Origin of the sequence: Mesorhizobium sp. M7A.F.Ca.US.005.03.1.1 (assembly GCF_003997975.1) — a bacterium.
GTDB lineage: Bacteria > Pseudomonadota > Alphaproteobacteria > Rhizobiales > Rhizobiaceae > Mesorhizobium > Mesorhizobium ciceri.
The window spans coordinates 1-13,243 of sequence record NZ_RZRO01000135.1; the positions used below are offsets into that span (position 1 = coordinate 1).

Genomic DNA, 13,243 nt, shown 5'->3' on the forward strand with positions numbered 1-13,243 from the left:
GTCTTGATCTCGTCGAGCAGCGCCAGCCCGTCCAGGCGCGAGCCCTGCAGCCAGATATCGAGGAAAATCAGCCGCGGCGCGCGATCAGCTATAGCAGCGAGCGCGCTGTCGGCATCGAATGCCGTGCGGGTTTCGTGACCTTCGTCGCTCAGTATGCCCGCGACGAGTTCACGGATGTCTTCCTCGTCATCGACGATGAGAATATCAGACGCCATTACCGACCTTTTCAGTTTCTCTTTCGTTTTCCGCCCTGCTTTCGCCGCGCGGAGCCGTTGCGGCCGCAGGCGGCAGGATGATGCTGATCATCGCGCCGCGCCCATCGTGGAAGTCCGCAGGAGCATCGTGTAGTTCCAGCCTGCCACCATGGTCCTCCACGATCTTCTTGACGATAGCGAGGCCAAGTCCGGTGCCCTTCTCGCGTGTGGTCATGTAGGGCTCGAGCAGCCGTTGGCGATTCTCGCGCGGCAGGCCTTTGCCATTGTCGATGACGTCGATTCGAATCACACCATTCTGGCGCCCGGCCTGAATCCGGATTATGCCGTGCGAACCGTCCTTCTGTTCCAATCCGTCGATGGCTTCGGCAGCGTTCTTGATCACATTGCCGAAAGCCTGCGCCATCAGCCGGCTGTCGAACGTGCCCTTCAGCGGCTCGCTGCCGAAGATCCGCTCGAAAGTGATGTCGGCGCGGCTGACCTCGACCAGGAACGAGGCCTCGCGCAGCGATTCGCGCAGATCTATGGCCTTCATCTCGGGCTTCGGCATGCGCGCGAAAGCCGAGAATTCGTCGACCATGCGGCCGATATCCTCGACCTGCCGGATGATGGTGTCGGTGCACTGGTCGAAAACCTCGCGGTCCTCGGTAATCACCTTGCCATAGCGGCGCTTGATGCGTTCGGCCGAGAGCTGGATCGGCGTCAGCGGGTTCTTGATCTCGTGGGCGATACGCCGCGCCACATCCGCCCAAGCCGACGAGCGCTGCGCCTGGACCAGGTCGGTGATGTCGTCAACCGTCACGACATAGGACTTTTCCTCCGAGCCGTCATCGCCGGCCTCGATGGTGATCTGAACGTTGAAGGTCCGCTCGGCGCCGGCGCGGTAGAAGGTCACCTGCTCGCGATAGACGGGTTTGCCGGACTTGCGGCCGATTTCGAAGACGCGGCCGACATGCGGCAGCACGGCGGAAAGGTTCTGCCCAAGGGCTGCGCTGGCGGATATGGCCAGCATCGCTTCGGCCGAGCGATTGACGATGGTAACGATGCCGTAGGGATCGACGCCGATGACGCCGGCGGTAACGCCGGCAAGCACGGCTTCGGAGAAGCGTCGCCTCTCGTCGATCAGGTCCTTGGCCGACAGGATCTCGTTGCGCTGCGATTTCAGTTCGAGAAGCATCTTGTTGAACGTATCGCCGAGCGAGGCGACATCGCCGTCCGAGGGCCTGACCGGAACCGCGACGTCGAGATTGCCGGTCGCCACTTCGTCGGCGGCGCCGATGAGCTGGCGAATGGGCCGCACCAGACGGTCGGCGACCGCAATGCCGGTCCAGATCGCGGACAGGATGATGATCAGCGTCAGCGACAGATAGGGCAGCGCGAAGGCCACCTGCGAGGTACGGCGGTTGTCTTCCAGCCCCCGATATTCGTCGGTGTTGGACCTGACGATCTGGCGTGCCTTGATGACCTCGGGATCGACGAGGCGAATGGTATAGAGATAGAGCCCTTCGATCTCGCGCAGCTTGACGATGGCGCCCATGATGTTGCGCGTTTTCGGCTCGATCAGCACCGGCTTGCCGTCGGCAGCGCTGGCCACGGCGCCTTCCGGCGGCTCAGGCATGGCAAAATCCGTGTCGGTCTTGGCGCTCATGACGAAAGAGCCGTCAGGTTTGATCAGCGCCGCATGAGCCAGCGAACGGCCCACGGCTTCCTTGTTCATCAGGTCGAGAAAGCCGGTACGATCAAGGCCGTAGAGTGTGCGTGACGCATCGAGATCATAGGCCATGGACAGTGTCGTACCCTGCAGGTTGCGGGCATTTTCCTGAACATAGGCGTCGGCGATCGACAGCGACGAATTGACGATCGTCTTGGTGCGGATCTCGAACCAGCGGTCGAGGCCGATGTCGAGCGTGATCGACGCGATGATGGCCACCATGATGGCCGGAATGGCGGCAACCAGGGCGAACATGGCGACAATGCGCACATGCAGCCGCGAAGCGGCCTTGCCATGCCGGCGCGCCATCAGGATGCGGTGCACCTCACGCCCGACCAGCGCGATAAGAATCAGGACGAAAGCCGCGTTGAGGGCAATCAACGCCAGCGTCGTCGACTCGTTCGGTGTGATCGGCGTGGCGCCAACGAGGATGGTGAACGAGATCGCCGCCGTCATCAGCGCGCCGACGACCGCGATCACGCCTGGCAGCGCAAGCAGCCGGCGCCCGTCACGAGCGCCGGGTTCGCTGAAAAGCGGTTGGTTTGTTGTCGGTGCCTGCGGGGCCATGTCGCCGTCTAGTGCCATGATTGCGTCGGATGTATGCAACGCATTGTGGCGATTATGCAACAAGTGTGACCGAGACGGAAATCTTTCGCGAGCCGATCCCCTGAAAAGAGCGCGGGCTCAGATCAGGGCTCAGCCCTGCCGCGACGATTTGTAGACGTTGACGCCGAGTTCGCGAATCTTCTTGCGCAGCGTGTTGCGGTTCAAACCAAGCAGTTCCGCGGCCTTGATCTGGTTGCCGCGGGTTGCCGTCATCGAGGCCAGGACGAGTGGAAACTCGACCTCGGACAGGATGCGTTGATAAAGCCCGGCAGGTGGCAAATCGCCGGCAAACGAGGCGAAATAGCGTTGCAGGAAGTGCTCGACCGCCTGGCCGATCGACAAATCGTCGGGAATGAGATTGCCGCCACCCGGCACCACGGGACGTTCGCCGGTCTTGAGCTCGGCCTCGATGATCTCGGCGGAAATCTCGTCCTGCGAATAGAGCGCGGCGAGCCTGCGAACCAGGTTTTCCAGTTCGCGCACATTGCCCGGCCAGGGATAGCGCTTCATCAACTCGATGCCGCCGGAAGAAATGCGCTTGGTCTGCAGGCCTTCCATTTCGCCGAGCTTGAAGAAGTGGCGGACAAGGTCGGGCACATCCTCGGAGCGCTCACGCAGCGCGGGCAGCCGGAGCGGCACCACGTTGAGGCGATAGAACAGATCCTCGCGAAAAAGCCCCTGGTTGATCAGGGTGCGCAGATCCTTGTTGGTGGCGGCGACGATGCGCACGTCGGTCTTGATCGGCGTGCGTCCGCCAACCGTCGTGTATTCGCCCTGTTGGAGCACGCGCAGCAGCCGCGTCTGCGCTTCCATCGGCATGTCGCCGATTTCATCGAGGAACAGCGTGCCGCCTTCAGCTTGCTCGAAGCGCCCGGTCGAGCGGTTCTGCGCGCCGGTGAAGGCGCCCTTCTCGTGACCGAACAGTTCCGATTCGATCAGGTCGCGCGGGATCGCCGCCATGTTGATGGCGACAAACGGGCCGCCACGGCGGCGGCCATATTCATGCAGCGCGCGCGCCACCAGTTCCTTGCCGGTGCCGGATTCGCCCGAGATCATCACCGTCAGGTCGGTCTGCATCATGCGCGCCAGCATGCGGTAGATGTCCTGCATGGCGGCCGAACGGCCGACCAGCGGCATTGCATCGGGCTGCTCTTCCGGCCGCGCATCGATCTTCGGCCGTCGCGGCTCGGAAAGCGCCCGGTTGACGATGTTGAGCAGTTCGGTCAGGTCGAACGGCTTGGGCAGATACTCATAGGCGCCGGTTTCAGACGCGCGGATCGCCGTCATGAAGGTGTTCTGGGCGCTCATGACGATGACCGGCAGTTCCGGCCTCGCCTTCTTGATGCGCGGCAGCATGTCGAAGGCGTTTTCGTCCGGCATCACCACATCGGTGATGACAAGATCGCCCTCGCCCGCCGCCACCCAGCGCCACAAAGTCGAAGCATTGGAGGTGACGCGCACCTCGTGGCCGACGCGCGAAAGCGCCTGGTTGAGGACAGTGCGGATCGCCGCATCGTCGTCGGCGACGAGAATATTGCCGCGAACGGTCATTTGCGGTCTCCTTCACCGTCTTCATCGGCGCCGTATGGCGCTTCTTTCCAGGCCGGCATCAGGATGCGGAATGTGGTCCCGCGCGGCGTCGATTCGCATTCGATGATGCCGCCATGTTCGCCGACGATTTTGGCGACCAGCGCCAGCCCCAGCCCCGAGCCGTTCGGCTTGGTGGTGATGAACGGGTCGAACAGGATCGGCAGGATATCTTCCGAGACGCCGGAACCATTGTCACGCACGCAAAATTCCAGCGGCAGCGACACGCGGTCCTGCGTGCCCGGAACGGAAACACGGATGCCTGGCCGGAAGGCGGTCGACAGCATGATCTCGCCCTGCGGGTCACTGCCGATCGCCTCGGCGGCGTTCTTGACCAGGTTGAGGAACACCTGGATCAACTGGTCGCGGTTGGCAAACACCGGAGGCAACGAAGGATCATAGTCCTCCAATATCTTGATTCTCTTGGCAAAACCGTTCTTGGCAATGGCCTTCACATGGTCGAGCACGACATGGATGTTGACGGGGTAGCGGTCGATCGGCCGCTCGTCGGAAAACACCTCCATGCGATCGACCAGCGACACGATGCGGTCGGTCTCGTCGGTGATCAGCCGCGTCAGCGCACGGTCTTCGTCGGAAGCCGACAGTTCCAGCAACTGGGCAGCGCCGCGGATGCCGGAGAGCGGGTTCTTGATCTCATGGGCAAGCATCGCCGCCAAGCCGGTGACCGAGCGCGCCGCACCGCGATGCGTCATCTGCCGGTCGATCTTGTCGGCCATCGACCGTTCCTGGAACATAACCACCACCGAGCCCGGAAATTCCGGTACCGGCGCGACATAGAGATCGACGACCTTCTCGATGCCGAGACGCGGCGACGACACGTCGACCCGATACTCGTTGACCGGTGCCAGGCGCTCGCGCACCTGGTCGACCAGCGTCAGCAGCGGGCTGCCGAAGGGAATGAGTTTTGACAGCGTGTTGCGGGCGAGCATGGTCGCGCTTGAACGAAAGAAGTCCTCCGCGTCGGCGTTGGCAAAGGTGATGAAGCCTTCCTCGCTGATCATGATCACCGGGCGGCGGATGGTGTTGAGCACGATCTGGGCGGCATCCGCCATTTCAGCGCCTTGGCCGGCGGCGGCGTTCATGCGGCACTCCGCAGGGTCAAAGGTTGCGGATCGCGCGAAAACACATCGCGCAGCAAGGCAATGACGCGCGCGGGCTCGAATGCGGTCAGTACGGCCTTTCGGCTGTCGTCGGCGACGCCGCCTGCATGCCGATCAAGATACCAGCCGAGATGCTTGCGCGCCTGGCGCAGGCCGCTTTCGGCGCCGTAGAGCGCCAGCATATCCTCATAGTGGGCCACGATGTAGTCGGCGAGCGCCGTCGGGTTCTGTGGAATATTTGGCGTCATTTCGCCTGTCGCTGCGGCCGCAATGCCACCTGCGATCCAGGGCGCGCCATAATGGGCACGGCCGATCATCACGGCGTCGGCACCCGATTGATCGAGAATGTCGGCCGCTTCCGCCGGCGAAGAGACGTCACCATTGGCGACGACCGGGATGGACACGGCTTCCTTGACGCGGGCGATGGCGCGCCAGTCGGCCTTGCCCTGATAGAACTGGCAGCGCGTTCGGCCGTGCACGGTCACCATGCTGACACCGGCCTGCTCGGCGCGCCGCGCCAGCATCGGCGCGTTGAGCGCGCCTTCGTCCCAGCCAAGCCGCATCTTGACCGTCACTGGCACCTCGACCGCGCCGACAACGGCGTCGATCAGCGACAGTGCGTGGTCGAGATCCAGCATCAATGCCGAGCCGGCATAACCGCCGGTGACCTTCTTGGCCGGGCATCCCATGTTGATGTCGATAATGTCGGCGCCCTCGCCGGCGGCGATTCTGGCACCTTCGGCCATGTGCATCGCCTCACGGCCGGCCAGCTGAACCATATGGACGGGCAGGCCGGAGTGGCGTATGCGCAGGTTGAAACCGGCCCTGCCCTTGGCGAGCTCGCCGCTGGCAACCATTTCGGACACGACCAGGCCCGCGCCATGCGCGTGGGCACGCTGCCGGAACGGCTCGTCCGTAATGCCCGACATCGGCGCGAGGAACACGCGATTGCGGAGTTTCACGCCGCCGACGTTAAGCGGCGCGGCCAATTTGGTCAAATTAACCATGCACAAAAACCAAGCATCTTCATTCGTTGCACATTCTCTAGCCATATCGGCCGCAATGTGCAACGCGGAATGACGCCACATTAAGGCGCAATTGGGAAAATGCTGGCCTTCGGGATTGGGTGTGGCCAAAGCGCCGCGCGCCCCGTGGGACGCGCAAAGGACGCTTTGGGATTCATATTTGACGCACGATCTTTGCCGAAAACCGATTACACTTTTCGGGATCGTGCGCTAAGCCAATCTGCAATGACTGACGCAAGTGAAAATCACGTTTCGAGTGCGGATGGCAAGGTCGCGGTGGTAATCGTCGCGGCCGGCCGTGGTGCGCGCGCCGGACAGGCCAACGGACCGAAGCAATATCAACACATTGGCGGCTTTGCCGTTATCGCACACACGCTTGACATTTTTCTGGCCCACCCGCGGACCAGCGAGATCGTCGTCGCCATTCATGCTGACGACCATGAACTGTTCCGGCAGGCGGCGGGCACCAACGCCGAGCGCGTTAGCGCCGTTATCGGCGGGGCGACCAGGCAGGAATCCGTCCGGCTCGGCCTGCTTGCCCTTAGAGACCACGCGCCGGGGCAGGTTCTGATCCACGATGCCGTGCGTCCGTTTGTCGATGCGGACCTAATAGATCGCACCATCGCCGCCATCGGCGAGCGCGAGGGCGCATTGCCCGCTTTGCCCGTCGCCGACACGCTGAAGCGCGAATCGGCCTCCGGGGTGGTCGGCGAAACCGTTTCGCGCAGCGGTCTTCACGCGGCGCAAACGCCGCAGGGCTTTCCGTTCTGGCCCATCCTTGCCGCGCACGAGAAAGCCCATCATCTGGGAAAAATGGATTTTACCGACGATGCCGCGATCGCCGAATGGGCGCATATTCCGGTCAAGATCGTTCCGGGCTCGCCGGATAATGTCAAACTCACCTGGGCACGGGATATTGCGATGGCGGACCAGCGGCTTTCCGGCGAACGTGTGCGCTTTCCCGACATCCGAACCGGCAATGGCTACGACGTCCATGCTTTCGAGCCCGGCGACCATGTCACACTGTGTGGCGTCGCCATTGCACACGACAAGAAACTGTCCGGCCATTCCGACGCCGATGTCGGTCTGCATGCTCTGACCGATGCGTTGTTGGCGACCTGCGGCGCCGGCGACATCGGCACGCATTTTCCGCCGTCCGACCCGCAGTGGAAAGGCGCTGCGTCGCGGATCTTCGTCGAGCATGCGGCAGGGCTGGTGCGCGAGCGCGGCGGCCGCATCGCCAATGCCGATATCACGTTGATCTGCGAAGCGCCGCGCGTCGGCCCGCACCGCGAGGCGATGACGGCAGCCCTGTCGCAGATGCTGGCAATTTCCGCGGATCGCATCTCGATCAAGGCGACAACCAACGAGAAGCTCGGCTTCGTCGGGCGCGAGGAAGGCATTGCGGCGATCGCCACTGCCAGTGTGGTGTTTCCCGGCGAGGTGCCGGAATGACCAACAGCGACCTGGCAAATGCCTTGCTGCAAGCCTGCCAGAAACGCGGCATCATGCTGGCAACGGCGGAAAGCTGCACCGGCGGCATGATCATCGCGGCACTCACCGACATCGCGGGCTCGTCCGCCGTGGTCGATCGCGGCTTCATCACCTATTCCAACGAAGCCAAGATGGACATGCTCGGCGTTTCCGCCGCCACGCTCGATGCGCATGGGGCGGTTTCGCGCGAGACTGCGATCGAAATGGCGACAGGCGCGCTTACCCGTTCGCGCGCCGGGCTGACCCTGGCGGTTACCGGGATCGCCGGGCCTGGCGGCGGTTCGGCGGAAAAACCGGTCGGCCTGGTCTGGTTCGGGGTTGCGCTGGACGGCCGACCGATTGTCGCCGAGCACCAACTCTTTGCAGACAAAGGCCGCGATTTCATCCGTCGCGAAACGGTCCGGCAAGCGCTGGAACTGGGCCTGCAAGCACTCGGATAGGATTATAAAACGTTGGGCGGGCGGACCCGAAAGCCGGATTTGCGGCTACGTTTTCGATTCCGGGCTGCTTTGCCCCAAGTGTGGCTCCGTCCCAGCCAGCAGCCGCTGAATGTTGGCACGATGGCGCATAACCACGTAGATGCTGCCCGCAATCACCAGCAACCGATAGGCCAACGGTTGCTCCAGGCCACAGATGAGGGCGATCGCGGTCAACGCCGCTACCATCGAACTCAGGGAAACTATCCGAGACGTAGCCAGCACAGCACCAAAAGCCGCCGCAGCCCCCACACCTACCGGCCAAGACAGAGCCAGCAACACGCCAAGCCCCGTCGCAGCGGATTTGCCACCTGTGAAATTCAACCAGATCGAACGGCCATGTCCCAACAACACGGCAATTCCGGCCAGGCAAACAGCCCAAGGCACCCAGGCTTGCAGGTCAAGCGGGGTCGATGGCGTAACAAACGGCAACGTGATGAACCAGGGATAGAACCAGCGGGCAAAGACGATCGCCGCAGCACCTTTCAGCACATCCACCAGCAACACCACCAACGCAGGCCATTTTCCCAAGACCCGCAAAACGGTCGTTGCCCCGGTGGATTTGGAGCCATGCTCCCGGATATCGATGCTCTTGAGCAGCTTCCCCGCCAGATAACCCGTGGGCATGGAACCGAAGAGATAGGCGATCGCCAGTCCAACGGTGCTCGCTATCCAGAAAAGCATGCGCAAGCCTCAAGACGGTTTTGTACCGTAGATGACGTCGGCGCGCTTCTCAAAGGCTTCGGCGAACATGCGGAAGGCACGATCGAACATGGTTCCCATGACCGCGCCCAGAATGCGGCTCTTGAACTCGTAGTCGATGAAGAAGCGGACGGCGCAACCGGCGCCGTCGGGTTCGAAACGCCAGACATTGCTCAAATATTTAAACGGCCCGTCGATGTACTTCACGTCGATGGTGTTCTCGTCGGGCTTCAGCAGTACCTGCGTCGTGAAGGTTTCGCGGATCGCCTTGTAGCCGATGCTCATGTCGGCAAGGAGAACGGTACGCCCGTCACGCTCCTTGCGCGAGCGAACCGTCAGCGCTTCGCAAAGCGGCAGGAATTGCGGATAGGATTCAACATCGGCGACCAAAGCGAACATCTGCTCGGGTGTATGGGATACGCGTCGGGTGGCTTCGAATTTTGGCATGAAACCGGCTGATTAAGCTGATTTCTTGAGAATCGCTTCCCGTGCCGCACGCAGCTTGGCGAAATCGTCGCCGGCGTGATGCGATGAACGCGTCAGCGGGCTGGACGCCACCAGCAGGAAACCCTTGGTCCGGCCGATCGTCTCAAAGGATTTGAACTCCTCCGGCGTAACAAAACGGATCACCGGGTGGTGCTTCTTCGACGGCTGCAGATACTGGCCTATGGTCATGAAGTCGACATTGGCCGAACGCAGATCGTCCATCAACTGCAGGATTTCATTCCGTTCTTCGCCCAGTCCCACCATGATGCCGGACTTGGTGAAGATCGACGGATCAAGCTCCTTGACCCGCTGCAACAGCCGGATCGAATGGAAATAGCGGGCGCCCGGACGAACCGTCAGATAGTTCGACGGAACGGTTTCGAGATTGTGGTTGAAGACGTCGGGTTTGGCCGCCACGACGATCTCCAGCGCGCCGTCCTTGCGCAGGAAGTCGGGCGTCAGGATTTCGATCGTCGTCAGCGGCGTCGCCGCCCGGATGGCGCGGATGACCTCGGCGAAATGCTGCGCACCGCCATCGGCGAGATCGTCGCGGTCGACCGAGGTGATGACGACATGGGTAAGGCCCATCTGCTTGACCGCATGCGCGACGCGGGCCGGTTCATCCGGGTCAAGAGCGGTTGGAATGCCCGTGGCGACGTTGCAGAAAGCGCAGGCGCGGGTGCAGATCTCGCCCATGATCATGAAGGTGGCGTGCTTCTTTTCCCAGCACTCGCCGATGTTGGGGCATCCGGCTTCTTCGCAGACCGTCACCAGCTTGTGCGACTTCACGATTTCGCGCGTTTCGGCATAGCCCTTCGACATCGGCGCCTTGACGCGTATCCAGTCGGGCTTGCGCAGGACATCCTGATCAGGCTTGTGCGCCTTTTCCGGATGCCGCAGGCGCGGTGCGTTGGCGATCGTATCGAGGACAGTGACCATCGGGAAACCTGGTTCATTGGCGAGCGCCAGTCAGGCGTTCGTTGTCATAACGTCATCTAGGACTTTTCGGCGCAAAGAAAAAGGCCGCTGCGGCGCATGCCGCAACAGCCTTTTTCGCATGGCAGCTCTCCAGGGATGTCAGCGGCGCACCAGACGCCCCGCCCAGATCAGCAGGCAGGCACCGATAAAGCCGGTGATCAGATAGGCAATCCAGCCGACGCCGAACGGGCCAAAATTGAGAGCCTGCAGAATGGCATTCAGTACGATCGCGCCGACGATGCCCATAACGATGTTCATCAAGATGCCGGTGTTGCTCTTCATGAACATTTCGGCGAACCAGCCTGCCAGGCCGCCGATGATGATGGCTGCTATCCAGCCGACGCCATTCAGGTGCATATGCCTTCTCCTTGTGTGATGGATGAAAGTGCATCCGCAAACGATGTACCTTGCCGCCGGGTTCCATCTGTAGCAGCGCTTTCAATCTATCACGCGTTGAGTGCGCGGCCATAGGCGTCGAGCACGCTTTCCTTCATCATCTCCGACAGCGTCGGGTGCGGGAAGATGGTGTGCATCAGCTCTTCCTCGGTCGTCTCCAGGTTCATCGCCACGACAAAGCCCTGGATCAGTTCGGTCACTTCGGCGCCGACCATGTGGGCACCGAGCAATTGACCGGTCTTCTTGTCGAAGATGGTCTTGATGAAGCCCTGATCCTCACCGAGCGCGATCGCCTTGCCATTGGCGGCGAACTGGAAGCGCCCGACCCGGATATCCCAGCCCTCTGCCTTGGCCTTGGCTTCGGTCAGGCCAACCGAGGCGACCTGCGGATTGCAGTAGGTGCAGCCCGGAATCTTCAGCTTGTCGGTGGCATGTACGCCAGGAAAATCAGCGATCTTCTCGATGCACACGACACCCTCATGTTCGGCCTTGTGGGCGAGCATCGGCGGGCCGGCGACATCGCCGATGGCATAGATGCCCGGCACATTGGTCTTGCCGTAACCATCGATGACGACGCAGCCGCGTTCGGTCTTCACGCCAAGCGCCTCGAGTCCGAGGCCCTCGATGTTGCCCTGCACGCCGACGGCCGAGATCATGCGGTCGGCGGTGATCTTCTCGACCTTGCCGTCCTTCATCTCGACATGCGCGGTGACCGAGTTCGTGCCCTTCTCGACCTTGGTCACCTTGGCTTCGAGGATGATCTTCATGCCTTGCTTCTCGAACTGCTTCTGCGCGAACGTCGAGACTTCGGCGTCCTCGACCGGCATCACCGCCGGCAGCAATTCGACCACCGTCACCTCGGCGCCCATTGTGCGGTAGAAGGAGGCGAATTCGATGCCGATGGCGCCCGACCCCATGACGAGCAACGACTTCGGCATCTCCTTCGGCACCATGGCCTCGAAATAGGTCCAGATCAGCTTTCCGTCCGGCTCGATGCCGGGCAGCGCGCGTGGCCGGGCGCCGGTCGCCAGGATGATGTGCTTGGCGGTATAGGTGCCCTCGCCCTTGACGCCTTTCGGCACCGGCGGCTGTGGCTCCATCGGCTTCTTGGCCGTCTTGGACACGACGATCTCGCCCGCCTTCGAAAGCTTGGCCTCGCCCCAGATGACGTCGACCTTGTTCTTCTTCATCAGGAAGGCAACGCCGCCATTGAGCCGCAGCGACACCTTGCGCGAGCGGTCAACGACGGCCGATGTGTCCACGCTGACCTTGCCGTCGAGCTTCAGCCCGTAATCCTTCAGGTGATCCGAATACTGCATGATCTCGGCCGAGCGCAGCAGCGCCTTGGTCGGGATGCAGCCCCAGTTAAGGCAAATGCCGCCGAGATGCTCGCGCTCGACGATCGCCGTCTTGAAGCCGAGCTGCGCGGAACGCACCGCGGTGACATAGCCGCCGGGACCGGAGCCGATGATGATGACGTCATAGTTCTCAGCCACGGGTTTTCTCCTTCACAATTCCAGCATGACGCGCACGACTGGTGTCAGCGCCTCGCCGATGTTTCGCGTATTTTCGGCGTCAAGATGAACACCGTCGAGAGGTGTGGTTTGCGCCACGCTGCCGGCGTCGAAGAAGCCGCAGCCGGCCTCATCGGCGAGCGCGGCATATTGCGGTGCCAAAAACTTCGAGGCGTCGTCGCCGCCGGCAAACATTTCCTTGAACTCGGCATTTTCGGTGCGACTGACGACAGGCGGCGAAACAATCAGGATCTGCGGCGCCGGCCAGTCGAACGGATAATCGTGACCGCGCACGATGTCGATCAGCCGCTGGATACCCTGCTTGGCCGCGACGGGATTGCCGTGGATCCACGGCTTCATGTCGTTGGCGCCGAGCATGATGACAATCAGGTCGATCGGCGCATGGGTTGTCAGCACCGTTGGCAGCAGCCTGGCGCCGTTGCGATCAGCACCGGCCAGGTGGTCGTCGAAGGCGGTGGTACGGCCATTGAGGCCTTCGGCGATAACTTCGACGCCACCATCGAGCCCGGCCTGCAGCACGCTTGGCCAGCGGTCTTCCAGCGCATGGCGGCCACCTTCGGCATTGTAGCCCCAGGTCAGCGAGTCGCCGTAACAAAGAACCGTCTTCATGCGCCCACCTGTGCGTCGATCAACCCACGCTTCACCCGCCATCCATGGGTTGTGACCGCCCGTTTCCGAGGAGCCAGTCCGGTGGCGAATCCGGAAATGATGAAAGCGAAGAGGCTGGTGAAGACTATCCGCACCGCCCTCTCGCTTCCCTAAACCAGCATGCCCATCGGGTTTTCGATCAGCCGCTTGAAGGCGACCAGCAGTTCGGCACCCAGCGCACCGTCCACGGCGCGGTGGTCGGTCGACAGCGTCACCGACATCACGGTGGCTATTCTGATCTCGCCGTTCTTGACCACTGCCCGCTC

Annotated in this window: 14 protein-coding genes; 2 read left to right on the forward strand and 12 right to left on the reverse strand. The window is 62.1% G+C overall.

Going from position 1 to position 13,243, the window contains the following annotated elements; genetic code table 11:
• The 5 genes from EN990_RS32385 to dusB all read right to left on the reverse strand — a co-directional run.
• A partial coding sequence (locus tag EN990_RS32385; protein WP_127388524.1) for a response regulator occupies nt 1-215 on the reverse strand: 215 nt, incomplete at its 3' end.
• On the reverse strand, nt 205-2,490 hold the full coding sequence (locus EN990_RS32390; RefSeq protein WP_024505196.1) for a PAS domain-containing sensor histidine kinase: 2,286 nt from the start codon (nt 2,488-2,490) through the stop codon (nt 205-207). The genes EN990_RS32390 and EN990_RS32385, both read right to left, overlap by 11 nt.
• 129 nt (nt 2,491-2,619) lie before the next feature.
• Nucleotides 2,620-4,080: a nitrogen regulation protein NR(I) gene (gene ntrC / locus EN990_RS32395; protein WP_024505195.1), complete on the reverse strand. Its 1,461-nt coding sequence runs from the start codon at nt 4,078-4,080 to the stop codon at nt 2,620-2,622.
• Nucleotides 4,077-5,219 (reverse strand): nitrogen regulation protein NR(II), encoded by a 1,143-nt coding sequence (locus EN990_RS32400; protein ID WP_027163473.1) that lies wholly within the window; start codon nt 5,217-5,219, stop codon nt 4,077-4,079. The genes ntrC and EN990_RS32400 overlap by 4 nt, the downstream gene beginning before the upstream one ends.
• Nucleotides 5,216-6,244 (reverse strand): tRNA dihydrouridine synthase DusB, encoded by a 1,029-nt coding sequence (dusB, locus tag EN990_RS32405; RefSeq protein WP_127369737.1) that lies wholly within the window; start codon nt 6,242-6,244, stop codon nt 5,216-5,218. Before dusB ends, EN990_RS32400 begins: the two co-directional genes overlap by 4 nt.
• A gap of 243 nt (nt 6,245-6,487) precedes the next feature.
• On the opposite strand from dusB, the gene EN990_RS32410 reads away from it, so the two are divergent.
• Nucleotides 6,488-7,717 (forward strand): bifunctional 2-C-methyl-D-erythritol 4-phosphate cytidylyltransferase/2-C-methyl-D-erythritol 2,4-cyclodiphosphate synthase, encoded by a 1,230-nt coding sequence (locus EN990_RS32410; RefSeq protein ID WP_013531491.1) that lies wholly within the window; start codon nt 6,488-6,490, stop codon nt 7,715-7,717.
• Nucleotides 7,714-8,196: a CinA family protein gene (locus tag EN990_RS32415; protein WP_024505192.1), complete on the forward strand. Its 483-nt coding sequence runs from the start codon at nt 7,714-7,716 to the stop codon at nt 8,194-8,196. The genes EN990_RS32410 and EN990_RS32415 overlap by 4 nt, the downstream gene beginning before the upstream one ends.
• Before the next feature lie 45 nt (nt 8,197-8,241).
• Here EN990_RS32415 and plsY read toward each other — a convergent pair whose 3' ends face one another.
• The 7 genes from plsY to EN990_RS32450 all read right to left on the reverse strand — a co-directional run.
• Nucleotides 8,242-8,916, reverse strand: coding sequence for a glycerol-3-phosphate 1-O-acyltransferase PlsY (plsY, locus tag EN990_RS32420; protein WP_127369736.1), 675 nt, complete (start codon nt 8,914-8,916; stop codon nt 8,242-8,244).
• A gap of 9 nt (nt 8,917-8,925) precedes the next feature.
• The gene (locus tag EN990_RS32425; protein WP_013531488.1) at nt 8,926-9,381 is read right to left on the reverse strand and encodes a type II toxin-antitoxin system RatA family toxin; all 456 of its coding nucleotides are present in this window, start codon (nt 9,379-9,381) and stop codon (nt 8,926-8,928) included.
• A gap of 12 nt (nt 9,382-9,393) precedes the next feature.
• Nucleotides 9,394-10,359, reverse strand: a complete 966-nt coding sequence (gene lipA, locus EN990_RS32430; RefSeq protein ID WP_024505190.1) for a lipoyl synthase — start codon at nt 10,357-10,359, stop codon at nt 9,394-9,396.
• Nucleotides 10,360-10,497: 138 nt separating this feature from the next.
• Nucleotides 10,498-10,755 (reverse strand): GlsB/YeaQ/YmgE family stress response membrane protein, encoded by a 258-nt coding sequence (locus EN990_RS32435; RefSeq protein ID WP_127370325.1) that lies wholly within the window; start codon nt 10,753-10,755, stop codon nt 10,498-10,500.
• Nucleotides 10,756-10,844: 89 nt separating this feature from the next.
• Entirely contained in the window at nt 10,845-12,290 is a 1,446-nt protein-coding gene (lpdA, locus tag EN990_RS32440; RefSeq protein ID WP_127385759.1) for a dihydrolipoyl dehydrogenase, read from the reverse strand.
• A gap of 12 nt (nt 12,291-12,302) precedes the next feature.
• Complete coding sequence (locus EN990_RS32445) at nt 12,303-12,938, reverse strand: SGNH/GDSL hydrolase family protein (RefSeq protein WP_024505188.1); 636 nt, start codon at nt 12,936-12,938, stop codon at nt 12,303-12,305.
• A 149-nt stretch (nt 12,939-13,087) separates the two neighbouring features.
• On the reverse strand, nt 13,088-13,243 hold a 156-nt coding region (locus EN990_RS32450), incomplete at its 5' end, for a 2-oxo acid dehydrogenase subunit E2 (protein ID WP_206526364.1).